The sequence below is a fragment of the Macrococcoides caseolyticum genome (assembly GCF_002902665.1).
Classification (GTDB): Bacteria; Bacillota; Bacilli; order Staphylococcales; family Staphylococcaceae; genus Macrococcoides; species Macrococcoides caseolyticum.
On record NZ_PPRM01000050.1, the window covers coordinates 15,294 to 41,561 of the forward strand.

Here is a 26,268-nt window from a genome sequence, read left to right on the forward strand (position 1 = left end):
ATCAATTTACTCAGAATAGGTCTTATTTTATACCATTTAAGATTTAAGTCAATAAAAAGATACTGGATAACTCGGACTAATTCTGTTTTAAATGATCGATCGTTTTATCATCAAGTCTATCCAGTAATGCAAGCACACCTTCACGTGCTGCTTCATAATCACGGATATCAAATATCGTATGATTAGAATGAATATAACGCGCAGGAACTCCCACTACCGCTGTCGGTACACCTTCATTTGAAATATGAATCTGACCACCATCTGTTCCGCCTGGAGACTGATAATATTGGTAATTGATATTATTCGCTTCATATGTTTCCTGCATCAGTGTTTTGAACGATGGCTTTAATATCATTGTGCGATCGATAATTCTCAGTAATGTGCCTCCTCCAAGTCGTCCATTATCGCTGCTACTTCCCATCATATCATTTGCTGGAGAACAATCTACCACAAGTGCAACGTCCGGCTGAATCATATTTGCAGCAGGCCCTGCACCACGTAATCCCACTTCTTCCTGTACATTCGCTCCGATATATAGATCAAAAGGAAGCGCGATATCCTTCAGTCTTTCCATCACGTCTATAATTATGGTACATCCATAACGATTATCCCACGCTTTACATAAGAAGCGATTATCAGTTAACTGCTTAAATTCAACTTCAGGTACGATCGTATCTCCCAGCGCTATCCCCATTGCATTGACCATCTCTCTATCCTCGGCACCAATATCCAGCATCATATCTGAAATTTGTGGTGTCCCTTCATTTCCTGTTCTGAAATGTTTCGGCAGGCTTCCAATGATTCCAGTATATTCTTTCCCGTCTCGAGTTAACACTTTCATGCGCTGTGCCTGCAGTACATCTTCTGGCCAGCCGCCAAGCGATGTGAACTTAAGCATGCCATTATCGGTAATATGTGTCACCATAAATCCAACTTCATCCATATGTGCAGCAATCATTACTTTCTTAGCATCTGGATTTGTGCTCTTCTTTAAGAAATACACACCACCGAGCCCATCTTCCAATACTTCATCTGCATATGCTGTCAGTCTTTCCTTTAAATAATCACGCACTTTATATTCATGTCCGGGTGCTCCGTGTAATTCTGTTAATGTTTTAATCGTTTCTAATATCTTTGTCATCATTGTTCTCCTTTATGTTAAAATATTTTATAAATGGAGGGATATTATGAAAAAACGTTATCTGCTTATCATTCCTGTAACCATCACTTTACTTTATATGTCGAAAGATCGTATGGCCATGAAGCATCCTAAAAAGGTACTCGACCAAACAAAGCATGCGTATAAGGATGTAACAGGTTCCGCAATCAACTATACCCCTGAAAAGATTCATAAGTTTGGATCTATCACACACGTCTATCGCGGGATGATCAATACGAAGACCACGACTTATGAATTTATTGCTGATTGTTATAGTGGTGAACTCATAGATGTGTTTGAAATTCAGTCGCTTTAATCTACAGCATTCTCTTTTAAATATGAGAATGCTTTTTCTATTGCTGCTAATCCTTGATCAAGCTTCTTTTCGCTACATGCAACATTTAGTCTAAAGTGTGTACTTGCTGACAGTTCATAGGTGTTCCCGATACCTACGGCGATACGCCCGATATTCTGCAGCGCATCCTGAACGTCCATTTCACTGAACCCACTCTCTTCAAAATTAATCCAGGCAAGAAACGTACTATCTGGTCTACGGAATACAAGGACATCACTCAATCGCTCGTTAATGAATGTCTCTACTTTAATCATATTTGATTCAATATGTTCATTAAGAGCATCTACCCACGCACCACATTCCATATAAGCTGCGCGCATTGCTGTGAGTCCTAGCATATTCGGTGCACCGATACCATAGACGCTTCCTATCTTCGTCTGCAGCAGTTCACGCATATAGCTATCCTTCGTTATATAATAGGCATGAGGAATACCTGAAATATTAAACGTCTTCCCGAGACATGTTGTAACAACTATCTTGTCATACTGAGACATATACTGAATCAATGACTGATGTTTACCATGACGAACGAAATCCATATGAATTTCGTCAGAAACAATATAGACATTATGCTTCTCACAAATCTCGATGATCTTTAAAATCTCTTCTTTCGTAAACACCTTACCTGTCGGATTATGTGGATTACAGAACAGGAATACTTTGTTCTGAGGCATCTGACATAAATATTCAAACTGAACAAAATCCATCGAATATTGGTCTTCATCATCATACAGATCACAGCCGACGATCATACGTTTATTTCCATTGATTAAATTTAAGAAGTTATTATATGAGGGGATATTAACGATAACACCATCTCCTTCATTTGTTACACTGCGAGTCACTTCAGTAACTGTGAATAACACGCTCGGTGCATATGCGAGATCCTGCTTTAATACATTGAGATTAAAACGTGTCTTGTACCAATGGCGGATTGGCTGATAGAACTGATCGTTATTCCAGTTTGTATAGCCGTATATCGGATGACTTAATCGCTCCTGTAAAGCATGTGTTATTGTTTCTGGAACTGCAATATCCATATCTGCTATCCAAAACGGTATTAAATCTTTACGCTGATACAGTTTAGATAGCATTTCATGGGCAACCGCATTCGTTGCACTGCGGTCAATTACTCCGTTAAAATCCATAACATCTCCTCCTATTAATTCGAATTCCTTAATAATAGTCTACATGAAATATAAAAATAAAAAAAGAAGCATAGTAAGATGCGCTATAAAGTCATCTTTCTATACCTCTTAAAATCGAGCTTCTAATCGATTAATTCTAAATCCTTTATTTGAGAACTTATCTTCATATTCCGTACGAATATTATCCTCAGGTTCATTGTCATGCAGATTCAGATTAATATTTTTAAGCTTCATGCCATAATGGCTCATACTCTCGATCGAATATTCAAATAACGCCTGATTATCGGTCTTGAAATGAATTTCACCATCTTTATCTAAAATAGTTTCATAAACTTTAAGAAAATTCTCGTGCGTCAGTCTACGCTTTGCGTGACGTGCTTTAGGCCACGGATCTGAGAAGTTAAGATAGATTCTATCAATCTCACCCTCATTAAAGATTTCTGTCAGCTTTTCTGCATCTACTGTTAACAGACGTAAATTTCTAATATTTTGTTCCACTGCTTTTTCAACGATACGAATCATAACATTCTTATCACGTTCGATACCAATATAATTAATCTCCGGGTGCGCTTTAGCCATCTCCGTAATAAAACGGCCCATACCACTTCCGACTTCGATATGTATCGGCTGTACTTGATCAAACCAGTCAACGATATGATCTTTTCGAGCAAGATCGATACTGACAATATCATCGTGCTGCAGAAGAAAATCTTCAGCCCACGGTTTATTTCTCATTCTCATAGTGCTACTCCTTTAAATAAAACGATTCAAATTCAATACATCATCTAAAAATTTCAGCCAGTCATTTAAATCATGATAGCGACTCTTCTCTTCATACCATTCAATCATCGCAATCGCCTGAATAATAGTATACCATTTCATGCGCTTTTCCAGATCCAGCGTGTATTCAATACCATAAGTTGCAAGCCAGGATTGCCAGTCGATGGTATCACGATAAGTATAAAGAATCATACCGATATCTATTGCCGGATCTGCAATCATTGCACCTTCCCAGTCAACGAGAAAGAGTTCGTCCTGATCTGATAAGAGCCAGTTATTATGATTGACATCCCCATGGCATACGGTATAGAACTTGCGCTCTAGCTGCGGCATATGCTCTTCCAGATAGATCAGCGCTTTACGAACAGTATGATGTGTTAATACGTTGCGAGATAATGAGGAATTGATCTTATTAAGCAATAACTCTGGATCCATCGGTTTCATCTCAAGTCGCTTGAGCATATTAAGTAATGGTTTGGAACGATGAATCTTCTTCAGCAGTAGTGCAACACGTTCGGAGTTCATTTCCATATGTGTCAGACTTCGCCCATTCTTCCAGTGCTGTGCTGTTACAACTTCACCTGTCTCTATTCTCTTCGTCCATACAAGTTTTGGTACGATACCTTCAGCAGAGAGTGCAGCAAGAAACGGAGAGGAATTACGCTTTAAGAAAAGCTTTCTGCCGTCTTGTTCTGCCATGTATGCTTCTCCAGATGCGCCGCCAGCGGAATCTAATGTCCAACCTAGCTGATAGAAATGTTCCAACGTGTTTCACCTCCTGTTTCAAGAAAAAAGAAAAGGCATGAGAAAAAATCTCTTGCCTTATTCATTCCGATCAAATTAATGTCTTACTTAAATTTTATATCCTTTTCTCTATTAATTCAAGTATTACTTTAAGTCATATGATGAACTTTTACTTAAGTTGACTATTCCTCTTCTACACATACTGAATGTATTGCTTCCAGATAAATTGCAGTAGCATCAAATAATTGCTTTTTAGTGATGTACTCATTTTTCTGATGCATCAGATCTTCTGAATCTTTAAACATCGCACCAAATGCAACACCCTTTTCCATTGTACGGGCATACGTTCCGCCACCAATCGTATAAGGTTCTGTCATATCCCCTGTCTGATTACGGTAAGCTTGTAGTAACTTCATTACAAATGGATCATTTTTATCGACATAATGTGGTACTTGATGTTTTGTCACTTCAATTTCAAAGTACGGTGCCAATGTTTGTGAAATTTTTTCAATCTCTTTGTCGAATTCGAAGCCATTAGGATAACGCAAGTTGACACCATATACACCACCATCCACATCAGTATAGCTGATGATACCGATGTTCGTTGTTAACTTTCCTAATTCTTCAGTTTCTGTCGCGACACCGAGCTTTTCTCCAAAGTGTGAATCAAATAATTTATCATCACCTAATGATACGAAATCTTTCGCTTTCTTATCTAGATCAAGCGTATTTAAGAAGTGGATTAAATACAATCCTGCATTGATACCTTTGAACGGCTCCATACCATGCACAGACTTCCCTTCTACCTCTAATTTCAGCTGACCATTCTCTACATAATGTTTTCCTTCAAGGCTAAAGTCCTTTAGGAACCCTTCAAAACTCTGGATAACATATGCCATTTGTTCATTGACACTTAACTGCGCCTCTGCATGATCAGGTACCATATTGTAACGTTCACCTGATTTTAAAGCTTTCAATACGACTTCTGGTGTCTTTTCACTTTCCTCATCACTTGTCTGAATGATATCAAATGATGAAAAACCTTTTTCGCCATGGATTAATGGAAAGTCTGCGTCAGGTGCGATACCTAGATCCGGCATCGGCTCAGTTTCAAAATAGCGATCGGTACATTTCCACTCTGACTCTTCATCCGTACCAATAATGATATGTATACGTTTCTTCCAGTCTACCTGCATATCTTCTAAGATCTTCACTGCATAGTAAGCAGCAATTGTCGGTCCTTTATCATCCAAAGTTCCACGTGCAATGATTCGGTCTTCAGTAACCGTTGCATTAAATGGATCGGTATCCCAGCCACTGCCTTCAGGCACAACATCGACATGCCCTAAGATACCAAAGACCTTTTCTCCTTTACCTGCTTCAATACGTCCAGCAATATGATCAACATCATGCGTATTGAATCCATCGCGCTGTGCTAATTTATACATGTAATCCAGCGCCTCACGTGGTCCCGGACCAACAGGATGCGCTTCATCTGCAAGACTATCATCGCGGACACTGCGAATATTCAGAAGGCCTGTTAAGTCTTCGATAATCTTGTCTTCATATTGTGCTACTTTTTCTCTCCACATAATAATTCCTCCTATCATATTAACAGTTCTATTATACAGAATATTGAAAAAAAGAACACATCACAAGTGATGTATTCTCATAACAAAATTATTTTAGGTCGTTTTTGCTTACTGCATTAGGGTTCTGATCAGCAACATCTTTATCAGTTACGATATGGATATTGTTTGCGCCACCTTCGTCATCGAAATTTTGTTTTTCTTCTTCAACGCTATCTTTTTTTGAAAGCTTATCAGCTAATGGAGCAGTTTTTTCCTGAACTTTTTGTGTTAAGTTTGCTTTGTAGCTTTCTGGATCTTCTTTTGCCTTGCTAATTTCTTCTTTCGCTACTTGCTGTAAGTTCATCGCTTTTTCTTTTGCAGTATCTGCGTAACCTTTAGGATCTTGCTTCGCTTTATTATACTCATCTAATAATTTATCTCTATTTTCTTTCTTAGACAGGACTGCTGCTACTGCAGTTCCCCCGATAACTAATGCTGCTCTTAATAAACCTGCTTTATTGTTGTTAGCCATAATCATAACACCTCTTCGTTTAATTTGTACTGTATCTATACCCTGACTTAAATATATTAAACATATGACTTACATTTTTACAAAATTTATTTCTTCAAGTGTCAGTTTACGGTATGCACCTGGCGTTAAACTCTCATCTAAAGCTAATCCGCCCATCTTAATACGCTTCAAATAGATTACGGTCATATCTACAGCTTTAAACATTCGCTTTACTTGATGAAACTTTCCCTCCTGAATGACAAGCTCGATTTCTGAAATCTCTCCTGCACTTATAATCTGAAGTTCAGCAGGCATCGCTTTATAGCCATCATCCAATGTAATACCCGCTTTAAATAACTCTACAGTGTCATCTGTTACATAGCCGTCAACACGTGCAAAATATGTCTTATTCACATGCTTTCTAGGGCTCAGTACATCATGAGAAAATTGACCATCATTCGTTAGTATCAATAAGCCTTCTGTATCTTTGTCCAGCCTGCCGACCGGATGCAGTTCGTAATGTTCAAATCCCTCAATCAGTTCAAGTACGGTTTCATCTTTGTAATCTTTCGTACTTGAAATATACCCTGCCGGTTTGTTCAGCATAATATAGACAAAAGGTTCATACATAACAACTTCATCATAAACTGTAACTATGTCATTCTCCGGTACAATTTTGATATCTGACTTCTTGACTACAACGTCATTCACCTTTACTGCACCACGCTTAACGAGCAGCTTTACTTCCTTACGTGTACCAAATCCATGGTTCCCGAGAAATTTATCTAATCTCATCGCCCGAACTTCTCTCTTAAAACTTGTATACGTGAACCAAAGAACGCATCTGCTAAACGAGATTTCATAGAAAGATATGCATAGACAACGCCACCAATCAGAGCACCGATAATCAACACGATTAATGCATCGAATTTCTGGCTCACATCGAGAAATTGAATCATAATCAACACAGCGATCTCCACGATAACCACCATGATCAAGCTGTACAGCAAAATCTGCAGCATCTGCCTATAAGTCGTTCTGAACTTAAATCCAGCATGTTTCTTAATGACATAGAAATTACATAAAATATTGACAGTCAGTGCAATTGCAGTCGCAAGGACGGCGCCCTCTGTATGGAATAGATAGATGAGCGGAAAATTGATAACAAGCTTTACTAAGAGCGATGCCACAACGATATATACAGTCATCGCCTGTTTATCGATACCTTGAAGCATCGCAGATGACACACTGACCAATGCAAGCAGGATAGCAACAGGTGCATAATAGAACAGCAGATGACTCGCCACTACATTGTAGCTATAGAATACCGTGTATAGCGGTGTTGCAAGAATCATGATACCTAGCGAAGCAGGCACTGTTAAAAACATCAGCACACAGAGAGAAGTCTTAATCTGATGATGCATCTCACGTATCTGTCCAGACGCATGCGTTCTCGTAATTGAAGGAACCAGACTAATTGCAAACCCTGCTGCAAGTGACGTCGGTATCATAACGAGCTTATTTGTCGTCGTATTTAGCATCGTTAACAGCATATCATGCGTTTCACCTGGTACACCAGCAGCTGTTAATGCACGGTTATGCGTAAACTGATCAATAATCTGATAGAGGGGGATACAGAGACTGACGATAACAAATGGAATACTATAAAGAAGAATCTCCTTATACATCGCCTTATATGATACATCTGTCTCTGTCGTATCGCTATTCACCATCTCAGAAATAAAAGGACGACGTTTTCTCCAATAATACCATAATGTTAAAATTGCACTGAATGCACCTACTGCAGCAGCAAATACAGCAATCTCATTTGCAAGCAGCACAGATTTATGCATAACATTTAATACAAGATAAGAACCGATCAATAAGAATGCGATACGTGCAATCTGTTCTATTACCGTAGAAACAGCTGTCGGTCCCATGGAATCATATCCTTGAAAGATGCCGCGCCATGTCGCTAGAAACGGAATAAATATGACCGCAAATGATACAACGCGGATAATCTCCGTAATCTGTTCCACACTCCACGTACCATCAGCCTTTGATACAGAAGCCTCAGCAATCAGCGGACTAATCATATATAATATTAAAAAACCAAGTAATCCGGTGATTCCCATCACTACAAGTGATGACTTATATAATTTATAGCTGACCTTATATGCCCCTACTGCATTATATTTTGATACATACTTCGCAACAGCAAGTGGCACCCCGCCTGCTGAAATAACAAGCATTACCGTATATGGTGGATATGCCATATTATATGGCGATAAGTTCGCTTCACCACCGATAATCGCATAGAATGGAATAATGTAAAGAATCCCTAAAATCTTCGTAATAAATATGCTTGCTGTCAATATGAAAGTACTTCTGACAAGCGAATTCCCTTGTGACATATGTTCATCCCTATCTTTATATATTTTCTATCATTTGAATGTTTATTATCATAACACCATTCAAAAATATTAACTACTGAATTCATATATTTTACCATAAAATAAATGTATAATATTTTAAAATAGGAGGTCAAATATGTTTAATACTATAGTTATCGGAGGCGGACCAAGTGGCCTGATGGCTGCGATCAGTGCTTCAGAAAATGGGAAATCCGTTCTCTTGATCGATAAGAAGGATAAGTTAGGACGCAAACTCCAGATTTCTGGTGGCGGACGCTGTAATGTCACGAATCGTGTCTCTCACGAAGAATTGATACAACACCTACCAGGAAATGGAAAGTTTCTCTACAGTGCATTTAATACATTTGATAACTTCGCCATTATCGATTACTTTGAGAACCTCGGTGTCCGCTTAAAAGAAGAAGATCACGGCCGCATGTTCCCAGTGACGGATAATGCGAAGGACGTAGTTAACGCACTGAAACAACAGCTCGTCAAAAACAACGTCGATATCCGCACGAATCAGAAGGTCGCATCCCTTCTCGTGCAGGACACAGTTAAAGGGGTCAGACTCGAAGACGCCACTGAAATCTATGCTGACAATGTTATTATCGCAACAGGAGGAAAAAGCGTACCTCATACCGGATCAACAGGAGACGGATATGAATTTGCGAAACAGGCAGGACATACCATCACAGAACTCTTTCCTACTGAAGTACCCATAACTTCGAATGCGCCATTCATTAAAGCAAAGACGCTGCAAGGATTAAGCTTGCGTGATGTTGCACTCAGTGTCCTGCGTAAGAACGGCAAACCCCGCATCACACACCAGATGGACATGATATTTACACATTTCGGTATCTCTGGCCCTGCAGCATTACGCTGCTCACAGTTTGTATATAAAGAACAAAAGAGCCAGAAGAAACAGGACATTACAATGATGATCGACTGCTTTCCACAAGAAAGTATCGGCGCACTGAAAAACAGAATCACAAAAATGATCGACACGAATAAAGACAAAGCCATTAAAAACAGTTTAAAAGGACTCGTATCTGAACGCTACTTATTATTCTTACTGGAACAAGCTGGACTGAACCTAGAAGATAACGGCCATCACTTAAAGAAAGAAGCGGTAGAACAGTTTTGCGAGCTGCTGAAAGGATTCAAATTCACAGTAAACGGTACCCAATCGATAGAAAAAGCATTCGTCACGGGGGGCGGCGTATCTGTGAAAGAAATTGTACCTGCAACGATGCAATCGAAGCTGCATGATAATCTATATTTTTGTGGTGAAGTATTAGATATTCATGGATATACAGGCGGTTATAACATTACCAACGCTCTCGTTACCGGATACATCGCAGGATTAAATTGTAGATAAGGTTGTCACATGTGCGTTTAGTCACGAGTAAAATCACGAAAAGATGCCTAAGAAACGCTCTTTGTTTCTGGCATCTTTTTGATTTTATCGAAGTGACTGCACATGTAACACCGTCTATCAGGTTATGACATGTGCGTTTAGTCTATCAATCGAAAGAAGCTAGAGACTTGTGTCTCTAGCTTCTTTACTATATTAATTGTTCTATTTCTGCCATGCCACCTTGAACGTTAACCACTTTATAATGCTGTTCAGTTAAATACTGCGTGACACGTTCACTTCTAACTCCATGTGCACAGACAATATAATATGTTTTATCACCATCAAGTTCGTTCAGACGTTCAGGGATTGTATTCATCGGGATATGCACTGCACCTTCCAGCATTCCCATCTGTACTTCGAAGTCTTCTCGTATATCGATGACGTCCATTGTTTCATGCTGCAGTTTGTCGATAAATGCTTTACTACTGATTTCTAGCATAGGTCCTCCTAGTTTGCCACGATATTGACAAGTTTGTTTGGTACAGCAATTACTTTTCTTACAGTTTTGCCTTCAATCGCTGTCTGCACTGCTTCAAGTGATAATGCAAATGTTTCCATTTCTGCTTTATCCATATCTTTCGCGATTGTTGCTTTTTGTTTAAGCTTACCGTTCACTTGAATGACGATTTCAACCTCGCTGTCCACAAGCTTACTTTCGTCATATACCGGCCATGCTTCGTACGTTATTGATTCCGTACCGCCAAGTTTTTCCCAAAGTTCTTCTGTGATGTGTGGTGCAATTGGATTCAATAGCTTTACGAACCCACGGATGTGGTCGATGTTCAATTGTTCAGATTTGTATCCTTCATTGATAAATACCATCATCTGTGAGATTGCTGTATTGAAGCCTAATGTTTCATAGTCATCCGTTACTTTCTTCACAGTTTGATGATACACTTTATCCATAGCTTCTACTGGTTGTTCTGTAATCTTCTTAGAGAGTGTGCCATCTTCATTTACAAGCAGACGATACACACGGTCCAAGAAACGACGTGCACCATCTAATCCATTTGTGCTCCATGCGATTGAAGCATCAAGTGGTCCCATGAACATTTCGTAGAGACGTAGCGTATCTGCTCCATGACTTGCAACGACGTCATCCGGGTTCACGACATTTCCTTTTGATTTACTCATCTTCTCGTTTCCTTCACCGAGAATCATACCTTGGTTGAAGAGTTTCTGGAATGGTTCTTTTGTATGTACAACGCCTAGATCATACAATACCTTATGCCAGAAACGTGCATATAGTAAATGAAGCACAGCGTGTTCTGCACCACCGATATATAGATCTACCGGTAACCATTTTTTAAGAAGCTCAGGATCTGCAATCATGTCAGAATTCTTCGGATCGATGTAACGTAAGTAATACCAGCAGCTACCCGCCCATTGTGGCATCGTATTCGTTTCACGGCGCCCTTTCATCCCTGTAACAGGATCTGTGACATTGACAAATTCATCAATGTTCGCAAGTGGTGATTCTCCTGTCCCTGATGGCTTGATGTGTTCTGTCTTCGGTAGCATCAGTGGTAATTCTTCTTCAGGTACAGTTGTCATCGAACCATCTTCCCATGTAATTACAGGAATTGGTTCACCCCAGTAACGTTGACGAGAGAACAACCAGTCACGTAGTTTGTAAGATACTTTCTTTTCACCGATACCTTTAGCTTCTAACAGCTCGATTGCACGTCTGATTCCTTCCTCTTTGTTCAGGCCATCAAGTTCACCTGAGTTGATATGAGCACCATCACCTGTGTAAGCTGATGTATTATCGCCACCTTCAATCACTGGTTTAATGTCTAATCCGAACTGTTTCGCAAATTCAAAGTCACGCTCATCATGTGCTGGTACTGCCATAATTGCACCTGTACCATATGAAGCTAGTACGTAATCAGAAATCCAGATCGGCATACGTTCTCCATTAAATGGATTGATTGCATAACTTCCTGTAAAGACCCCAGTCTTGTCTTTCGCAAGATCAGTTCGTTCAAGGTCAGATTTTCTTGCTGCCTGTTCCTGATATGCTTTTACCGCTTCTGCTTGTTCTTCTGATGTAATTGCCGCAACTAATTCATGCTCAGGTGATAATACCGCATAAGTTGCACCATAAATTGTATCTGGACGTGTTGTAAATACTTTAAATGAATGGTCTAAATTTTCAACTTCGAAAGCAACTTCAGCACCTTCTGAGCGACCAATCCAGTTACGCTGCATATCTTTTAGAGATTCCGGCCAGTCCAGCTCTTCTAGATCTTCTAATAAACGATCTGCATATTCAGTAATTTTAAGTACCCACTGACGCATTGGTTTACGAATCACAGGATGTCCACCACGCTCTGATACACCATCAATTACTTCTTCATTTGATAATACGGTCCCGAGAGCAGGGCACCAGTTCACTGCCACTTCATCCACATATGCTAAACCTTTTTTATACAGCTGTATGAAGATCCACTGTGTCCACTTATAATACTCAGGGTCTGTCGTATTAATTTCGCGCTCCCAGTCATAGCTGAAGCCCAGTTCTTGAATTTGACGTTTGAATGTCGCAATATTCTTCTCGGTGAATTCTGCCGGATCATTCCCTGTATCGATTGCATATTGCTCTGCTGGCAGTCCGAATGCGTCCCACCCCATCGGATGTAATACGTTATAACCTTGCATGCGTTTAAAACGAGAAATGATGTCCGTTGCTGTGTAGCCCTCAGGATGTCCAACGTGAAGACCAGCACCTGATGGGTACGGGAACATATCTAATGCATAGAAATTCTTATCCTTATCTTCAGTCGTTTTAAATGTGTGGTTATCTAACCAGTACTTCTGCCATTTCTTCTCAATTGTTTGATGATTAAAGCTCATTATGATTCCTCCTTTAAAATAAAAAGACAGTCATCCCAAAAATAGGGACGACTGTCATATAGACAACCGCGGTACCACCCGCAATTCACTTTAATAGTGCAGCTTTAGTTGATTCAGTTTAAACCCCAGCAAGTTCACATTTCACGTTTACCAGTTCACAGCACCCACTGGCTTCCTTGAAAACGATTCACGTTACTACTCTAGTTAAATCTATCATAAGGGTTATTTTATATTTGCGCAACCCTTTCTGAAAAGTTACATTTTTTAATTTCACACTATTATTTTGAATTATTCAAATATTTTAAAAAATCGGTGTATATTTACTCTTATTCATAGAGGTTGATCTTACGGTCAAATACGAAGAGAAAGAAAAAGCCGATTCCGATAAAGACGATCATCGCTGTGAACATAATATTCATATTATACGCATCGACTAAGAATCCACCGAGCAACGGTCCAATCGCACGCCCTAATGTTGCAGTTGAATTGACGATCCCCTGGTAGACGCCTGTTCGTCCTTTCGGTGCAAGCATATTCGCAATAGTCGGAACTGCCGGCCACACAAACATCTCACCAATTGTTAATATGACCATTCCAAGCATAAACATAAGAAATGTATCGGCAAAGCTTGTCACGATATACGATACGATAAAGATAACAAATCCAATAGCAATCTGAGTTTTTATACGTGTTGACAACCGATTGATAACGGGTGCAATCAGGGGCTGTCCAGCAATAATCAGCACACCATTGATTGCCCATAAGGAGCTATAAGCTTTAAGCGGTATTCCTAAGTCCTGCGTATAACTTGAAATGGTCGACTGCCATTGTACGTAACCAATCCAGCACAAACAGTAGGCTGTACAAACCATTAAGAGCGCATTGAACTTAGTTTTGTCCTTAATATTTCCGACATCACGCATCACATTGCTACCCGTGGCAATCGGTTTAGCTGAACGATAACCGAAGAATGCGATAAAGAAGAAGACCGCATACATCAAGAAGTTCAGAATGAAGATATACGTAAAACTAAGGTCAGCGATAAATCCACCTAACGCCGCTCCAAGCGCCACCCCAAGGTTCTGAGAGATATAGATGGCATTGAATGTTTTACGCCCGCCTTCAGGCCACGCGCTACCTGCCATAGCATAGATGGAAGGAAAGACGATACCTGAACCAAAGCCAAGAATAACGAGCCATACCGCATACCATGGCCAGCCATGTAAGAATATAATCCCCAGAAGACTGATCCCTGAAATAACGATACCTATCAAGATTGAGCGGTACCCTCCTATCTTATCGAACAATGTTCCCCCTAATAAATTACCAAGCACAGATGCGCCAGAGTTGAGCATCAAGACAAATCCTGCAAGACTTAGGCTTTTACCAAGTTCATTATGTAGATAAATTGTATTCAGTGGCCAGATTAAGCTTGATCCTGTGACGTTCACGGCCATACCTATAACAAGCAGCCACACAATTTTTGGCATTTTCATTGAATTACCTCACCTTCTATATTATTTTATCCCAAATAACTCTATTATATGTTAAAATCCATATATTAAGAAAGAGGGAAGATTATGAAACCATTTAAATATGCATTTGATGAAAAAAGATACCATACATGGAACTACCATCTCCGCAATAAATTCGGCAAGAAAATATTTAAAGTTGCGCTGGAAGGTGGCTTTGACTGTCCGAATAGAGATGGTACTGTCGCATTCGGTGGTTGTACGTTCTGCTCTGCTGCTGGAAGCGGTGACTTCGCCGGAGATCGCGTTGATCCTATTCCTGTACAGTTTGAAAAGATTAAGAATAAGATGCACGAAAAGTGGCAGGAAGGTGAATATATCGCTTACTTTCAGGCATTTACCAACACGCACGCACCACTTGAAGTGTTAAAGGAAAAATATGAAGCCGCACTTGCAATTCCAGGTGTTGTCGGCTTGTCAATCGCTACACGACCAGACTGCCTGCCAGATGATGTTGTTGAATATTTAGCAGAGCTCAATGAGCGCACTTACCTTTGGGTGGAACTTGGACTGCAGACAGTTCACGAGAAGACTTCTAACATTATCAATCGCGCCCATGATATGCAATGCTACTATGATGGTGTCGCTAAACTACGTAAACATAATATTAACATTTGTACGCACATTATTAACGGTCTGCCGCTTGAAGATTATGACATGATGATGGAAACGGCACGCGTCGTTTCACAAATGGACGTTCAAGGTATTAAGATCCACCTGCTTCATCTATTAAAAGGGACGCCGATGGTCAAGCAGTATGAAAAAGGAATGCTTGAATTTATGGACCAGGAAACATACGTAAAACTTGTGGCGGATCAACTTGAAATACTACCGGAGGAAATGATTATCCATCGTATAACAGGGGATGGTCCAATCGATTTAATGATCGGACCTATGTGGAGCGTAAACAAGTGGGAAGTATTAAACGGCATTGATGACGAACTGAAAAAACGTGCCAGCTATCAAGGTAAATATTTTGGGGTTGAACAATGAAAGCACTCGGCATTCTTCCATTTGCAAGAAACCTTATCGATACATATATCGAACAGGGCGCAACGGTAATCGATGCGACATGTGGCAATGGTAATGATACGCTCTATCTAGCACAGCAGCTCCAGGGCACTGGCGTTATCCATGCATTTGATATACAGCAGTCAGCGATTAATAACACAAAGGATAAAACAGCAGCATTCAATAATATTCATTACCACTTGGATGGCCATGAAAACGTTCTGGATTACGTCGATTCTCCTGTACGTCTTTCAATCTTCAACTTAGGCTACCTCCCTAAAGGAGATAAATCCATCGTAACGTTGCCACAAACTACAGTACAGGCTATTGAGCGTATATTTTCTATACTTGAAAAAAAAGGTATCATTATATTAGTGATATACCCAGGACATGCTGAAGGCCAGATCGAAAAAGAGGTTGTACTAAACTATCTGCAACATTTCAATCAAGAAGATGCCCATATCTTTAAGTATGAATTTATCAATCAGAAGAACAATCCACCCTTTATATGTGCAATAGAAAAACGCTGATCTTCTGATCAGCGTTTTTTATTCGCATATTTCCATAATTGCATCAAAGTGTGCCTTCATCTTTTCTTTTTTCCCTTTAAGAGACTCACAGGCACAGTTGACAATCTCTTCCTTTATCGGAAGTTTTTCTTCGTTATAATAAATCATGACCGTGCGTTCATCGTCTGCTGGACGCACCTTTTTTATCCAGCCATTTTCAACTAACGTATTATAAAATCGTGTGCGTTTATAAGGTTTAATATTCAAGTATTCATCCAGAGCCTTCATCGACATCGGACCTTTCTCCCACAATCTAACCATAACAATATATTCTTCTTTCGATAAATTGAAATTATCACTGATGAGATCAAATATTTCATCAATCTCCTGCTGAAGTTCGTTCAGTAATACCATATCACTCACTTCATGTTTATATTTAGACATATTACCACCTCACCTCAAACAATATCTTACTGTATACCCGAATCTTCTGTAATCAATCCTATATAATTTATCCTGTTATTCATAAATGATTCGACATAGTATAAGACATTATCACGTTCTGGTTCATTATGCAGTTCGTGGTATAGCGTACGCCAGTTTTTAATGTAGATTTCTGATGTCTTAACCTCTTTAGCAAACAATTTAATCTGATCAACATCTGCAACCCTATCTGCATCACTGAACATAATCATCAACGGTACGTCTCCAATCTTATGAATTTGTTCCATCGTCGCTTTCATAGATTCGATAATCGATTTATATAGATTAAAACTTACTTTCTGTACCATTAATGCATCTTTTTTCAGCTCATCAATATTCTCCTGTACACGCGTCAAGTCCTCAAGCGGGATATTCATATCAAACTTCGCTTCCTTCGAAATTGAGCTCAGACCAGATACCAGGAAATTCTTACGAGTTGTCACTGTATTTTGAAATCCAAATAAAGGTGATAGTAATACTACACCTTCTAATTTTAAATCAACATTCTCCAGAAGATTTGTTACGATGAGTCCACCTAAACCCACACCTATCAAGAACACGGGCATTTGATATTCTTCTGCGACCTCTATCCATTCCAATACTTTCTCGCCATAAACATCGAACGACTCGATATGTCCACGGTTTACACGTGATGTCTGTCCCTGACCTGGAAGGTCTCCCATAATCACATGATATCCATCTCTACGCAGCCTCGTTATAAACCATGCGTAACGTCCATGATGTTCAAGTAAATTATGTACGATGACGACGACCCCTTTTGGTGTTCCCTCTGTTTCCCACTTCCACATAATGATGCTCCTTTATATTTCATACTACTTCTTATTAATGATAAAATTATTATAACAAATAATTTTATTTCATGGAGGGAAATGTATGTTATATGAATATGAAGGTAAGCTTCCTCAAATTGATGATACAGCCTTTATAGCTCCAAACGCAGTAATAACTGGAGATGTCTCTGTCGGTCGTGATGCTACAATATGGTATGGCACAGTAATTCGAGGAGATGTAGCACCTGTATCAATCGGAAATGGAACAAATGTACAGGATTTATGTTGTTTGCACCAGTCAGGTGGAAAACCACTTATTATCGAAGACAACGTAACAATCGGTCACCGCGTCACTCTCCATTCACCGATTATTCATAAAAATGCATTGATCGGGATGGATTCTACCATTCTTGACGGGGCTGAAATCGGAGAAAACGCATTTATCGGTGCTGGTTCTCTTGTTCCACCCGGGAAGAAGATTCCACCCAATACATTAGCATTTGGACGCCCGGCCAAAGTCATTCGAGAACTGACAGAGGAAGATAAAGCAGAAATGGCCGCGAATATTGAACGTTATATCTCTAAAGGGAAACAATATAAAAAGATGCATGAACAATAAAAATGGGCGAGAGAAATATCTCTCACCCATTTTTATTAAGCGATTCCGAACTTTTTATGCATAAATGGTAAGCCTGCAATAATAAAGCTTAATAGAAATTCATAGAACATCGAGAAGAAGTTCGTAAAGAAGAATGTTACATTATGATATAAAATCGAACCGATACCTTCAGCACCGTACAAGTAATTCACATCAATTGCATTATCAATGATATTCAGCAATATAATAACAATAGCCATCGTCCACGATTTCTTTGTAATTATTGCAGCAACTAAAGCAATAATCGTGATGACAATAGGCTCAAACACGAACAATTGAAAAAATGGATCAAGTGTACCACCGAAAATGTAAAACGCCATATCTCTAAACATATAGACACCTCTTCATTAATAAATCTAGGACATCTATATCTTAACATCAATACACGCAGTGCGATGTTAAGATTTCTTAAAGATTGGCGTATTTATTTACATTAAATTAACAATTAAAAACGACTAACCACATCATCATATGGACGACGTGCTTTCGGACGTTTTGGACCTTGTGCACGATAACCGAAAGCCACCATAACTGAGATTCCCTCTTCTTCAGGATTCATCACGCCATGTTTAGCTAATATATCATTAACCGCTTCATAGTTAAATCCTTCAATCGGACATGAATCAATACCGATTTCTGCTGCCGCTGTCATCATATTACCTAATGCGATATACGTCTGTTTACCTGCCCAGTCAAATATTGCGCGTTCATCATTTGCCACATCAATATCTGTCGTCTGGAAACTTTCGTAAATGCTGATCATCTTCTGTAAGATCTCATCATTGTTTACACGTGGCCCGAAATGATTTTTAAACAGTTCTGAATCATATCGTGCATTACGTTTCGCCAAAATTAAAACAAAGTGACTCGCAGTATCTAACTGACCTTTCGCTGCGCCCCAGCCCACCTGTTTAATCTCTTCTTTCACCGCTTCATTTTCTAGAATTACGAAGCGCCACGGCTCTAGGCCGATAGAAGATGGACTCAATCGACCGACTTCTAAGATAAATTTCATATCATTTTCGTCAACAGGTTTATCCTTATCGAATACTTTCGTAGCGAAGCGGAAGTTATGCGCTTCTAAAATCTGTGCTTTTAATTGTTCTTTATTCATATTATCCCTTCTTTCAATTAGATAATAGGGAATATAGCGCTTGATGTAAAGCAGAATGAACTCGAGGATGGCGTTTAAGTTTGTACGAGTGGCCGCTATCTTGACATTCACACACTACAGTAATTTAAAGATATAGATTCATCAATACAGCATCTTTATATTCATCATTCACTTTCGAGAAGTTCTTAAAGTAACCGATTTCTTTAAAACCGAACTTCTGATAAAGCTTTATCGCTGATTCATTATCATGATAAACTTCAAGTGTAATAACTTCGATTGACCTTTCTTTTGCAAAATCAATCAATGACTGCATTATTCGACTTCCAACGCCTTGTCCCCAGTAATCTTTACGCACCGATATTGCAAGTCGTGCCTGATGGCTGATTCTCATACGACCATTTCCCATTATATTTCCAATACCTACAACGTTATCCCCATCCATTGCAGTAAGCATAATATCCTTTTCTTTCATTGCAATATTCTCTATAATCGTACGTTCTGTTTCAACTGAGAATCCCAGCCCTTCACTGTCGAACAATAGATTATCTGTTTCTCCACCAACAATCTTGCAATACTCAAGAATCCTTTCAGCATCATTAATATTGACACTTCTAATCTCAACCATCGCTATCTCCCCTTATAAGATACTCTTAATTTCTTCTAATTCTTCAACGTGATACGTGGCATCTACTTGTCTTACACCATAGTAGCAGCTATCTATTCCAAATTGATGTGCCCCGATGATATCTGACGTATATGTATCTCCAATCATCAGCACTTCCGATAAATCTTTGACTTCAAGTGTTTCGATACAATGTTTAAAGAAATTATGATGAGGCTTTTCATAGCCAATCTCCTCAGAAATGAAGTGATGCGAAAAATAATCTAATATACCAGCATCTTTCATTCGTTTCATCTGGGTATTGAACACCCCATTCGTTGCAGTACAAAGGATGTAGCCCTTACGCTTCAAATAATCCAGAAACTGCAATGCACCGTCCACAAGCTCATGGCTGTTATTAATATGCTCTCTAAAAATCTGCTCCTTCACTGCACCGTCCACATCAATACCAAGCGTCTTGAAGAAAACTTTAAAGCGATGTATCAGTACATGATGCTTATCGACTCTACCCGCTTCAAGCTCACGCCAAAGTCCGACATTAATATCATGATAACGTGCGTATAATTCATCAGAAAAAGTCACACCTTCCGACTCAAACACCCACTTAATCGCAGTTTCTTCACCTTTTTTGAAATCGAGGATCGTATTATCTAAATCACATAAAATATATTTGTACATCGTAAACTCCTGACTGACTTTATTGTGAGATAACGTTCATAATCTCTTGAAATTTTACTTTTAATGATTTACCTTTTGAAAATAAAATATTAAGAATTTCCAACTGTTTTGGATTATTAATGATCTGCATTCTTTTTCTCCTTGTCGAAAGTTTTTTTAAAGAAAAGGATTACTGCTATTATTATAACAAAATTAAGAATAGTAAATGTTATAGTTGATATTGTTATAAATTCTTCACTATTAGGCGATTTCGATGTTAATAACTTTGCAACTAGATCAGGAAAAACAAGATATAATACTACTGCAATTAAATAGAATTGTTTAAATATAATACAAACGATGATATATATAATTGCAAGTGATAATCCAATATAGAAACTAGTGCTATTATCTAATTTTAATACGATAGGACTATCAATGTTTTTTAAAATGAATTCTGTTCCTACAAATATAGCTGTTGTAATCATAAAGTAAATACCAAATAATATATATGATTTTTTGTGGTCACCATATTTTTTCAAAATTGATTTCATTATGAATATTGTTAATGGTAAACCAACAAATGTAATAGTCAAATAGTAAAATAATCTATATAATGACAATTCATAATCTCCCCTTACCAAATCGGGAATTATCGATAAAAATAAACTACCTATTAAAATCATAAACATAAAACTAATTAAATTTTTATCAAATGGTAATTCATTAGATATGCTTTTTATATATTCATCAACAGATCCACCTGTTACACTTTCAATACTATCGCCTCGAGATTCAGCTTCAATTAGATGATCTCTCAATTCCTCTTCTATACTTTCAATATCTTCATCTTTTTTACCTCGAGACATCAGTTCCAAACGTAACTGTAATAGAAAATGCTCTGCTTCATTACTCAACATTATTAACACTCCTCATCAAATTATTCATGCCTTCATTTAACGATAACCATTTTTCATTAAATAATTTCAGCTCTTCTAAACCTTCATCCGTAATAGAATAATATTTACGTTTCGGGCCACCAGTATCAGACTTTATCATTCTGGTTGATACATAACCTTTTTTATCAAGTCTTAATAAGACAGGATAAATACTTCCATCGCTAATTTCAGGAAAATCATTTTCTTTCAGCTTCTCTAGTATTTCATAACCGTAAGTTTCACCTTGAGAAATTAAACCTAGAATCGCCCCATCCAGTAATCCTTTCATCATTTGATCATGAATTGACATCTTTTTACTCCTAACATTAGATAGCTATCTTATAATGTAAGATAGTATATTTTTATTCATACGTCAACTATCTTTTATTAAAAGATAGTTAAAAATCTTTAAATCATGATATACCTGCATACTAATTATTCAACGTGGCACGTGTTTTATTTTTACGTGCCACTTTGAGAGCAGTTGCTTGATTGCACATACCAAGGTGGCTCATGTTTATTTTTTATGAGCCATCTTGTGCAGATTCATCACTTCCAACCCCTCTTCTTGGCTCATGTTTATTTTTTATGAGCCATCTTAAGCAGATTCATCACTTCCAACCCCTCTTCTTGGCTCATGTTTATTTTTTATGAGCCAACTTAAGCAGATTCATCACTTCCAACCCCTCTTCTTGGCTCATGTTTATTTTTTATGAGCCAACTTAAGCAGATTCATCACTTCCAATCCCTCTTCTTGGCTCATGTTTATTTTTTATGAGCCAACTTAAGCAGATTCATCACTTCCAATCCCTCTTCTTGGCTCATGTTTATTTTTTATGAGCCAAGATGAACATAATTATTGCCATTAAATTGATTCATCAGCTCCTCTATTCCTACACAAAAAGACCAGCAATCGCCGGTCTTCATATTATCTATTCTCAATATTAACTTGCTGTAATTTCTTCCAATAGTAATAGCCATATACACTATTAATCAGGAATCCAATCCACATCACAACCATCGTTACGCCGGCTGCGTCAATTGCGCCATTCTGGAACATGCCGCGTGCCCATAAGAAGATGGATACGATATTAATCAGAATCCAGAACAGCCATTGTTCTTTATAACGTAATGTCATCAATGTCTGTCCGACTAAGCTTAAGCTTGTCGCTATTCCATCAACGAACGGTTGATTTGCATCTGTCCTTGAAACAAGCAGGTAGACTACTAGACTATAGATGGCTGCAGTGATAATAGCTGTAATGCCCCATCCTTTTACATCTAGTCCACGTGAATCTACTTCCTGCACATTTGGATCATCTGTTAAATGATCTGAGTGCATGTTACGAATCCAGAAGTACAATCCTACAAACTGGAAGATTCCAAAGACTACTTGCAATCCGACTTCACCGTAATATTTATGCATATAACTAATATATCCGTATGATGCCACTTGTATGAGTCCGTAGAAGAATGTAGAAAGCCTTCCTTTCGCACTCATAATTACACAAAGAATTCCTGATACACTCGCTACTACATTCAGCCAGTCTGTCGTACCATCTATGATTCTGAAATAAACGAGTATTGCAACTTGAACGAGCATAAAAAGACCGAAAAATAGCTTTTCATATGTTGTGAATCCTTTAAAGTCTTTAACTAAAAACATATGTGCCTCCTTAGTTATCTTTGCCATCTGCAAGTATTTCGTCAACGAGACGATGTGCTTCTTCGTATTTCTCCTGGAAACTTTCTCCTTTAAGTACAACCATTCTATCTTCGAGGCCTTGATATTTAATTTCGTCAAGGAACATTTGATGCATATCAAGGCGTGCTTTTTCGTCTGCCATCGACATGTCTCTGAAACCGTCATCTACATAATTCGTTGTTGGTGGTAATACAATAATCAGCGCCCATGTCTGAAGTGAGATATAGTAATCAAATACGGGCGCAATCTTCTCATAATCTTCTTTAGGTGCATAGATTTTTGTATAAAGTTTCGTCGTCATCACATCTGTATCTGCGAAGAATACTTTACGCGTCCCTGGAGAATGGATATGTTTACGATTCAGCTCAAACTGACCAATTCCAATTGTGTGTAAGTCCTTTATATCCAGTTCATCATCGCGTACTTGTCTTGCTGTCTGATATTCTCTTGAATATTCTAATGAATATGACGTTGAATAGCGTCTTGCTAAGTCTCTTACGAGTGTTGTCTTTCCTGTACTTGCAGTTCCGATAACTAAAATGTTCTTAACGAAAAATCTTCTGAAAGGACGCGTTACAAAATCCCAGTTTAATATCGGATTCTCTCGTATCGACGTTCCACTGATACCGGTAATTCTGCGATCAACCTTTGTAATCTGTATCTCACTTTCTAGAAACGCTTCGGTGAAATATGTATCCAGTGGTTCAATATACTCTTCTTCTCCCACATAGAACGTTACAGATTCCATCGGTAAATCTAAACTTACTGCTTGTTCCTGAATCTTATCCTTTAATAAATCGAGCCATGGTGCCCATCCAGCAGGATACCTTGGAATATTCGTTTCATCGAGTGTAACGACAGTTACATTTTCATCGTCCTTTAGCAGTTCACGCATTGCCTTCACACGATTCGTCAAGCTCATTCCCGCTTTATCTCCTCTGTCATCATCATAACCAGAAACGATGACAAGTGCGTTTTTATTCTCACGTTTTGCTCGAATAATCTGTTCAAGATGTCCTACATGACATGGTGCAAATGTTCCGAAATATACCCCTAGATCTCTCATCCCAATACTCCTTTAATTTATTTCTCCTTATTATAACAATTTCTCTTTAGATTGTACTCAACAAAATAAATTTACAATCTTATACAATAAATTAATCTTTCTTTTAACGGATATTTACAATATTTCGCTACGATTAAATTAATTCAAGAGGGGGACATGATGAAACTACTTAAAAAGGTCATTATCGCATTTTTAACAATTATCTCCTTACCATTCTTTATAGAAATAAGCTCTGAACCTGTCCAGTCTGATCTTATCACTCAAAATAAAAAAGCTCCGTCCGAAGACTAGAGCTTAATATTTGTTATAATTTGCCACACTAAATAATCTCGGGGCTACAGTGAACAGGATCACCAGAATAATAATACATGTAACACCGTTAATAAGTGCAACTTGTCCATTATATACTAATGAATATAACCATGCCGGCTGTCCTTTTGGCGCATAAGCTCCAAAATATACCCATCCCGATAAGAAATGAATGAAGTAGCGCGCAAAAACTGCAAGCGCCGTAAAGATTACAATCTTCACTTGGTTGACTGGCTGTCCAGCAAGTCCTGCGAGTCCAATCAATGTAAATGCGAACGCATAATCAAGAAAGCCTTGTAGGGGGTGGACGATACTACCTGCTGCATCTCCAACTGCGATCTGCAATAATCCCCATAGGAATCCTGCCGTCATTCCTGCTTTAACACCTCTTCTGAATGACAGTAATAATACGGGTACCATCGAGAAGCTCAAGCTTAACCCGAAGAATATCCCTTTAATCTGTGAATCAATAAAATCCAGCACCATTGCAAATGCTGCCATCATCGCAATTTCTAGCAATATGACCGTTCTCTCTCTGTTCATAACCAATCTCCTTTCATTGCTTATGAACCAGAAGCCACATTCCTGCGCAAGCATTACCTTACAGGTTCAAGCGTATCATCTCAGCACAATAGGCACCGCTTGTGGTTCATAGCAATATTCATTTTACACGAGTTAATAATATTTTCAATTATCCACAATATCATTAAAGGTTATTTTACACAAAATAATAAATAATATACAAAATTCTTTTGACCTTTTAAAGCGTTTTCATTATTATAATAATGAAAGACTACAAGGAGGATGTAAAATGGGTATAACAAGAGACTTTTTCATCAAACTAAGTGAAAACGAAACATTAAATACAGCAGCTAAGAAATATGGGTTAGCATTGGGAGCACATAAAGTTGTTGCGGGAACAGATATTGAGACTACAATCGAATCTATCCGCGCATTAAACGCAAAAAATATCTCTGCTACTGTAGATAACTTAGGAGAATTCGTCTTCTCAAAAGAAGAAGCGACAGCTGCTAAGAATAATATTCTAGAAATGATTCAGGCAATCTATGACGCAGGTGTTGATGCACATATGTCAATCAAGTTAACACAGATTGGATTGGACGTTGACCCTGAGTTCTGCTATGAAAACGTTCGTGAGATCTTAATGAAAGCTTATGAATGTGGCAATATGCATGTGAATATGGATACTGAAGATTATAATCACACTGTACAGACATTCGAAATGTTAGATCGTTTAAAAGGTGAATTTAAAAATATCGGCACTGTAATTCAAGCTTACCTTTTCCGTGCTTCTGAAGAAATTGATAAATATCAGGATGTACGTCTACGTCTTGTAAAAGGTGCATATAAAGAAGATGCATCAGTTGCATATCAATCAAAAGAAGAAATCGATGCGAACTACATCAAGATCATCGAGCAACGTCTATTAAATGCGAAAGCGATGACTTCAATCGCAACACATGATCATAACATTATCGATCACGTGAAGAAATTTATTGCACAGCATAACTTAAACAAAGACTTGATCGAATTCCAGATGTTATATGGTTTTCGTTCTGAGCTTCAAGTAGAAATAGCAAATTCAGGATACAATTTCTGCACATACGTACCTTATGGACAAGACTGGTACGGTTACTTTATGCGTCGCTTAGCTGAGCGTCCGCAAAACTTACAGCTAGTGTACAAATCAATCGCAACACCTGAAGTGAAGAAGAATGCTGGTATTGCAGCAGGTGCTGCAGTTGGTATCATCGCATTATCAAAATTATTCAAAAGAAAATAAAATAAACCCCATGTGAAATATGAACATCACCCAGTCAAGTAGACACTTAAAAAAATAAAAATTAATTACTCGGCTGTGCTTGTATTAGCGCAGCCATTTTTAATGATATAC

The 26,268-nt window shown here is 38.3% G+C and carries 29 protein-coding genes; 7 read left to right on the plus strand and 22 right to left on the minus strand.

Translation table 11 applies throughout. From position 1 onward, the window contains the following. Window positions 1-76: 76 nt before the first annotated feature. Entirely contained in the window at window positions 77-1,144 is a 1,068-nt protein-coding gene (locus tag CD152_RS07870) for a M42 family metallopeptidase (protein ID WP_103214608.1), read from the minus strand. Window positions 1,145-1,187: 43 nt separating this feature from the next. Here CD152_RS07870 and CD152_RS07875 point away from each other — a divergent pair, with 43 nt between their 5' ends. Further along, the gene (locus CD152_RS07875) at window positions 1,188-1,475 is read left to right on the plus strand and encodes a hypothetical protein (RefSeq protein ID WP_099483685.1); all 288 of its coding nucleotides are present in this window, start codon (window positions 1,188-1,190) and stop codon (window positions 1,473-1,475) included. Here CD152_RS07875 and CD152_RS07880 read toward each other — a convergent pair. The 7 genes from CD152_RS07880 to CD152_RS07910 all read right to left on the minus strand — a co-directional run bounded on the left by CD152_RS07880 (window position 1,472) and on the right by CD152_RS07910 (window position 8,682). Next, window positions 1,472-2,662, minus strand: coding sequence for a MalY/PatB family protein (locus CD152_RS07880; protein WP_101143247.1), 1,191 nt, complete (start codon window positions 2,660-2,662; stop codon window positions 1,472-1,474). The genes CD152_RS07875 and CD152_RS07880 overlap by 4 nt on opposite strands. Window positions 2,663-2,770: 108 nt before the next feature. Further along, complete coding sequence (trmB, locus tag CD152_RS07885; RefSeq protein WP_012657333.1) at window positions 2,771-3,403, minus strand: tRNA (guanosine(46)-N7)-methyltransferase TrmB; 633 nt, start codon at window positions 3,401-3,403, stop codon at window positions 2,771-2,773. Window positions 3,404-3,415: 12 nt separating this feature from the next. Further along, window positions 3,416-4,207 carry a phosphotransferase family protein gene (locus tag CD152_RS07890; protein ID WP_012657334.1) on the minus strand — a complete coding sequence of 264 codons (792 nt, stop codon included), beginning with the start codon at window positions 4,205-4,207 and terminating at the stop codon, window positions 3,416-3,418. A gap of 161 nt (window positions 4,208-4,368) precedes the next feature. Beyond that, window positions 4,369-5,778: a dipeptidase PepV gene (gene pepV / locus CD152_RS07895; RefSeq protein WP_101143246.1), complete on the minus strand. Its 1,410-nt coding sequence runs from the start codon at window positions 5,776-5,778 to the stop codon at window positions 4,369-4,371. Between the two features lie 88 nt (window positions 5,779-5,866). Next, entirely contained in the window at window positions 5,867-6,289 is a 423-nt protein-coding gene (locus CD152_RS07900) for a YtxH domain-containing protein (protein ID WP_101031197.1), read from the minus strand. Between the two features lie 69 nt (window positions 6,290-6,358). Continuing rightward, window positions 6,359-7,063, minus strand: coding sequence for a pseudouridine synthase (locus tag CD152_RS07905; RefSeq protein WP_103214609.1), 705 nt, complete (start codon window positions 7,061-7,063; stop codon window positions 6,359-6,361). Continuing rightward, complete coding sequence (locus tag CD152_RS07910) at window positions 7,060-8,682, minus strand: putative polysaccharide biosynthesis protein (RefSeq protein WP_101031193.1); 1,623 nt, start codon at window positions 8,680-8,682, stop codon at window positions 7,060-7,062. Before CD152_RS07910 ends, CD152_RS07905 begins: the two co-directional genes overlap by 4 nt. A gap of 136 nt (window positions 8,683-8,818) precedes the next feature. Here CD152_RS07910 and CD152_RS07915 point away from each other — a divergent pair, with 136 nt between their 5' ends. Further along, window positions 8,819-10,063 (plus strand): BaiN/RdsA family NAD(P)/FAD-dependent oxidoreductase, encoded by a 1,245-nt coding sequence (locus tag CD152_RS07915; protein ID WP_101140149.1) that lies wholly within the window; start codon window positions 8,819-8,821, stop codon window positions 10,061-10,063. A gap of 187 nt (window positions 10,064-10,250) precedes the next feature. On the opposite strand, the gene CD152_RS07920 is transcribed toward CD152_RS07915, so the two are convergent. The 3 genes from CD152_RS07920 to CD152_RS07930 all read right to left on the minus strand — a co-directional run bounded on the left by CD152_RS07920 (window position 10,251) and on the right by CD152_RS07930 (window position 14,454). Then, window positions 10,251-10,541, minus strand: a complete 291-nt coding sequence (locus CD152_RS07920; protein ID WP_101039999.1) for a rhodanese-like domain-containing protein — start codon at window positions 10,539-10,541, stop codon at window positions 10,251-10,253. 8 nt (window positions 10,542-10,549) lie between these two features. Beyond that, on the minus strand, window positions 10,550-12,958 hold the full coding sequence (gene leuS, locus CD152_RS07925; protein ID WP_101143245.1) for a leucine--tRNA ligase: 2,409 nt from the start codon (window positions 12,956-12,958) through the stop codon (window positions 10,550-10,552). 326 nt (window positions 12,959-13,284) lie between these two features. Beyond that, the gene (locus CD152_RS07930; protein ID WP_012657341.1) at window positions 13,285-14,454 is read right to left on the minus strand and encodes an MDR family MFS transporter; all 1,170 of its coding nucleotides are present in this window, start codon (window positions 14,452-14,454) and stop codon (window positions 13,285-13,287) included. Between the two features lie 84 nt (window positions 14,455-14,538). Here CD152_RS07930 and mnmL point away from each other — a divergent pair, with 84 nt between their 5' ends. Both mnmL and mnmM read left to right on the plus strand, forming a co-directional pair. Continuing rightward, complete coding sequence (gene mnmL / locus CD152_RS07935) at window positions 14,539-15,483, plus strand: tRNA modification radical SAM protein MnmL/YtqA (RefSeq protein ID WP_232237447.1); 945 nt, start codon at window positions 14,539-14,541, stop codon at window positions 15,481-15,483. Then, a complete protein-coding gene (gene mnmM / locus CD152_RS07940; RefSeq protein ID WP_103214610.1) occupies window positions 15,480-16,031 on the plus strand; it encodes a tRNA 5-(aminomethyl)-2-thiouridylate-methyltransferase MnmM in 552 nt (183 codons plus the stop codon). Before mnmL ends, mnmM begins: the two co-directional genes overlap by 4 nt. An 18-nt stretch (window positions 16,032-16,049) precedes the next feature. Here mnmM and CD152_RS07945 read toward each other — a convergent pair whose 3' ends face one another. Together CD152_RS07945 and CD152_RS07950 are read right to left on the minus strand one after the other, a co-directional pair. Continuing rightward, on the minus strand, window positions 16,050-16,454 hold the full coding sequence (locus CD152_RS07945; protein WP_101040153.1) for a transcriptional regulator, SarA/Rot family: 405 nt from the start codon (window positions 16,452-16,454) through the stop codon (window positions 16,050-16,052). Window positions 16,455-16,480: 26 nt separating this feature from the next. Next, complete coding sequence (locus CD152_RS07950; protein ID WP_103214611.1) at window positions 16,481-17,302, minus strand: alpha/beta fold hydrolase; 822 nt, start codon at window positions 17,300-17,302, stop codon at window positions 16,481-16,483. A gap of 85 nt (window positions 17,303-17,387) precedes the next feature. On the opposite strand from CD152_RS07950, the gene CD152_RS07955 reads away from it, so the two are divergent. Continuing rightward, window positions 17,388-17,903, plus strand: a complete 516-nt coding sequence (locus tag CD152_RS07955; RefSeq protein WP_101035027.1) for a gamma carbonic anhydrase — start codon at window positions 17,388-17,390, stop codon at window positions 17,901-17,903. Window positions 17,904-17,938: 35 nt separating this feature from the next. Here CD152_RS07955 and CD152_RS07960 read toward each other — a convergent pair whose 3' ends face one another. The 8 genes from CD152_RS07960 to CD152_RS07995 all read right to left on the minus strand — a co-directional run bounded on the left by CD152_RS07960 (window position 17,939) and on the right by CD152_RS07995 (window position 24,044). Next, window positions 17,939-18,274, minus strand: a complete 336-nt coding sequence (locus tag CD152_RS07960) for a hypothetical protein (RefSeq protein WP_012657347.1) — start codon at window positions 18,272-18,274, stop codon at window positions 17,939-17,941. 113 nt (window positions 18,275-18,387) lie between these two features. Next, window positions 18,388-19,056 (minus strand): NAD(P)H-dependent oxidoreductase, encoded by a 669-nt coding sequence (locus CD152_RS07965; RefSeq protein WP_086038987.1) that lies wholly within the window; start codon window positions 19,054-19,056, stop codon window positions 18,388-18,390. 124 nt (window positions 19,057-19,180) lie between these two features. After that, complete coding sequence (locus tag CD152_RS07970; protein WP_101143243.1) at window positions 19,181-19,681, minus strand: GNAT family N-acetyltransferase; 501 nt, start codon at window positions 19,679-19,681, stop codon at window positions 19,181-19,183. Window positions 19,682-19,693: 12 nt separating this feature from the next. Next, the gene (locus tag CD152_RS07975; RefSeq protein WP_103214612.1) at window positions 19,694-20,356 is read right to left on the minus strand and encodes a YjjG family noncanonical pyrimidine nucleotidase; all 663 of its coding nucleotides are present in this window, start codon (window positions 20,354-20,356) and stop codon (window positions 19,694-19,696) included. Window positions 20,357-20,472: 116 nt separating this feature from the next. Then, window positions 20,473-21,255 carry a hypothetical protein gene (locus CD152_RS07980; protein ID WP_101140143.1) on the minus strand — a complete coding sequence of 261 codons (783 nt, stop codon included), beginning with the start codon at window positions 21,253-21,255 and terminating at the stop codon, window positions 20,473-20,475. Further along, entirely contained in the window at window positions 21,245-21,583 is a 339-nt protein-coding gene (locus CD152_RS07985) for a PadR family transcriptional regulator (protein WP_101140142.1), read from the minus strand. The genes CD152_RS07980 and CD152_RS07985 overlap by 11 nt, the downstream gene beginning before the upstream one ends. Before the next feature lie 618 nt (window positions 21,584-22,201). Further along, window positions 22,202-22,939, minus strand: a complete 738-nt coding sequence (gene pnuC, locus CD152_RS07990) for a nicotinamide riboside transporter PnuC (protein WP_101037127.1) — start codon at window positions 22,937-22,939, stop codon at window positions 22,202-22,204. A 10-nt stretch (window positions 22,940-22,949) separates the two neighbouring features. Continuing rightward, window positions 22,950-24,044, minus strand: a complete 1,095-nt coding sequence (locus tag CD152_RS07995; protein WP_101140141.1) for an AAA family ATPase — start codon at window positions 24,042-24,044, stop codon at window positions 22,950-22,952. Window positions 24,045-24,203: 159 nt separating this feature from the next. On the opposite strand from CD152_RS07995, the gene CD152_RS12190 reads away from it, so the two are divergent. Next, window positions 24,204-24,335 (plus strand): hypothetical protein, encoded by a 132-nt coding sequence (locus CD152_RS12190; RefSeq protein WP_269669143.1) that lies wholly within the window; start codon window positions 24,204-24,206, stop codon window positions 24,333-24,335. A 3-nt stretch (window positions 24,336-24,338) separates the two neighbouring features. On the opposite strand, the gene thiT is transcribed toward CD152_RS12190, so the two are convergent. After that, window positions 24,339-24,896, minus strand: coding sequence for an energy-coupled thiamine transporter ThiT (gene thiT / locus CD152_RS08000; RefSeq protein WP_041636092.1), 558 nt, complete (start codon window positions 24,894-24,896; stop codon window positions 24,339-24,341). Window positions 24,897-25,164: 268 nt separating this feature from the next. On the opposite strand from thiT, the gene CD152_RS08005 reads away from it, so the two are divergent. Next, window positions 25,165-26,157, plus strand: coding sequence for a proline dehydrogenase family protein (locus tag CD152_RS08005; protein WP_012657356.1), 993 nt, complete (start codon window positions 25,165-25,167; stop codon window positions 26,155-26,157). Window positions 26,158-26,268 lie beyond the last annotated feature (111 nt).

Excerpts from the sequence above, each read along its gene's own strand:
- CD152_RS07870 (WP_103214608.1), bottom strand. The coding sequence starts at position 1,144 with ATGATGACAAAGATATTAGAAACGATTAAAACATTAACAGAATTACAC.
- CD152_RS07875 (WP_099483685.1), top strand. The coding sequence starts at position 1,188 with ATGAAAAAACGTTATCTGCTTATCATTCCTGTAACCATCACTTTACTT.
- CD152_RS07880 (WP_101143247.1), bottom strand. The coding sequence starts at position 2,662 with ATGGATTTTAACGGAGTAATTGACCGCAGTGCAACGAATGCGGTTGCC.
- trmB (WP_012657333.1), bottom strand. The coding sequence starts at position 3,403 with ATGAGAATGAGAAATAAACCGTGGGCTGAAGATTTTCTTCTGCAGCAC.
- pepV (WP_101143246.1), bottom strand. The coding sequence starts at position 5,778 with ATGTGGAGAGAAAAAGTAGCACAATATGAAGACAAGATTATCGAAGAC.
- CD152_RS07900 (WP_101031197.1), bottom strand. The coding sequence starts at position 6,289 with ATGGCTAACAACAATAAAGCAGGTTTATTAAGAGCAGCATTAGTTATC.
- CD152_RS07905 (WP_103214609.1), bottom strand. The coding sequence starts at position 7,063 with ATGAGATTAGATAAATTTCTCGGGAACCATGGATTTGGTACACGTAAG.
- CD152_RS07910 (WP_101031193.1), bottom strand. The coding sequence starts at position 8,682 with ATGTCACAAGGGAATTCGCTTGTCAGAAGTACTTTCATATTGACAGCA.
- CD152_RS07915 (WP_101140149.1), top strand. The coding sequence starts at position 8,819 with ATGTTTAATACTATAGTTATCGGAGGCGGACCAAGTGGCCTGATGGCT.
- CD152_RS07920 (WP_101039999.1), bottom strand. The coding sequence starts at position 10,541 with ATGCTAGAAATCAGTAGTAAAGCATTTATCGACAAACTGCAGCATGAA.
- leuS (WP_101143245.1), bottom strand. The coding sequence starts at position 12,958 with ATGAGCTTTAATCATCAAACAATTGAGAAGAAATGGCAGAAGTACTGG.
- CD152_RS07930 (WP_012657341.1), bottom strand. The coding sequence starts at position 14,454 with ATGAAAATGCCAAAAATTGTGTGGCTGCTTGTTATAGGTATGGCCGTG.
- mnmL (WP_232237447.1), top strand. The coding sequence starts at position 14,539 with ATGAAACCATTTAAATATGCATTTGATGAAAAAAGATACCATACATGG.
- mnmM (WP_103214610.1), top strand. The coding sequence starts at position 15,480 with ATGAAAGCACTCGGCATTCTTCCATTTGCAAGAAACCTTATCGATACA.
- CD152_RS07945 (WP_101040153.1), bottom strand. The coding sequence starts at position 16,454 with ATGTCTAAATATAAACATGAAGTGAGTGATATGGTATTACTGAACGAA.
- CD152_RS07950 (WP_103214611.1), bottom strand. The coding sequence starts at position 17,302 with ATGTGGAAGTGGGAAACAGAGGGAACACCAAAAGGGGTCGTCGTCATC.
- CD152_RS07955 (WP_101035027.1), top strand. The coding sequence starts at position 17,388 with ATGTTATATGAATATGAAGGTAAGCTTCCTCAAATTGATGATACAGCC.
- CD152_RS07960 (WP_012657347.1), bottom strand. The coding sequence starts at position 18,274 with ATGTTTAGAGATATGGCGTTTTACATTTTCGGTGGTACACTTGATCCA.
- CD152_RS07965 (WP_086038987.1), bottom strand. The coding sequence starts at position 19,056 with ATGAATAAAGAACAATTAAAAGCACAGATTTTAGAAGCGCATAACTTC.
- CD152_RS07970 (WP_101143243.1), bottom strand. The coding sequence starts at position 19,681 with ATGGTTGAGATTAGAAGTGTCAATATTAATGATGCTGAAAGGATTCTT.
- CD152_RS07975 (WP_103214612.1), bottom strand. The coding sequence starts at position 20,356 with ATGTACAAATATATTTTATGTGATTTAGATAATACGATCCTCGATTTC.
- CD152_RS07980 (WP_101140143.1), bottom strand. The coding sequence starts at position 21,255 with ATGTTGAGTAATGAAGCAGAGCATTTTCTATTACAGTTACGTTTGGAA.
- CD152_RS07985 (WP_101140142.1), bottom strand. The coding sequence starts at position 21,583 with ATGTCAATTCATGATCAAATGATGAAAGGATTACTGGATGGGGCGATT.
- pnuC (WP_101037127.1), bottom strand. The coding sequence starts at position 22,939 with ATGTTTTTAGTTAAAGACTTTAAAGGATTCACAACATATGAAAAGCTA.
- CD152_RS07995 (WP_101140141.1), bottom strand. The coding sequence starts at position 24,044 with ATGAGAGATCTAGGGGTATATTTCGGAACATTTGCACCATGTCATGTA.
- CD152_RS12190 (WP_269669143.1), top strand. The coding sequence starts at position 24,204 with ATGAAACTACTTAAAAAGGTCATTATCGCATTTTTAACAATTATCTCC.
- thiT (WP_041636092.1), bottom strand. The coding sequence starts at position 24,896 with ATGAACAGAGAGAGAACGGTCATATTGCTAGAAATTGCGATGATGGCA.
- CD152_RS08005 (WP_012657356.1), top strand. The coding sequence starts at position 25,165 with ATGGGTATAACAAGAGACTTTTTCATCAAACTAAGTGAAAACGAAACA.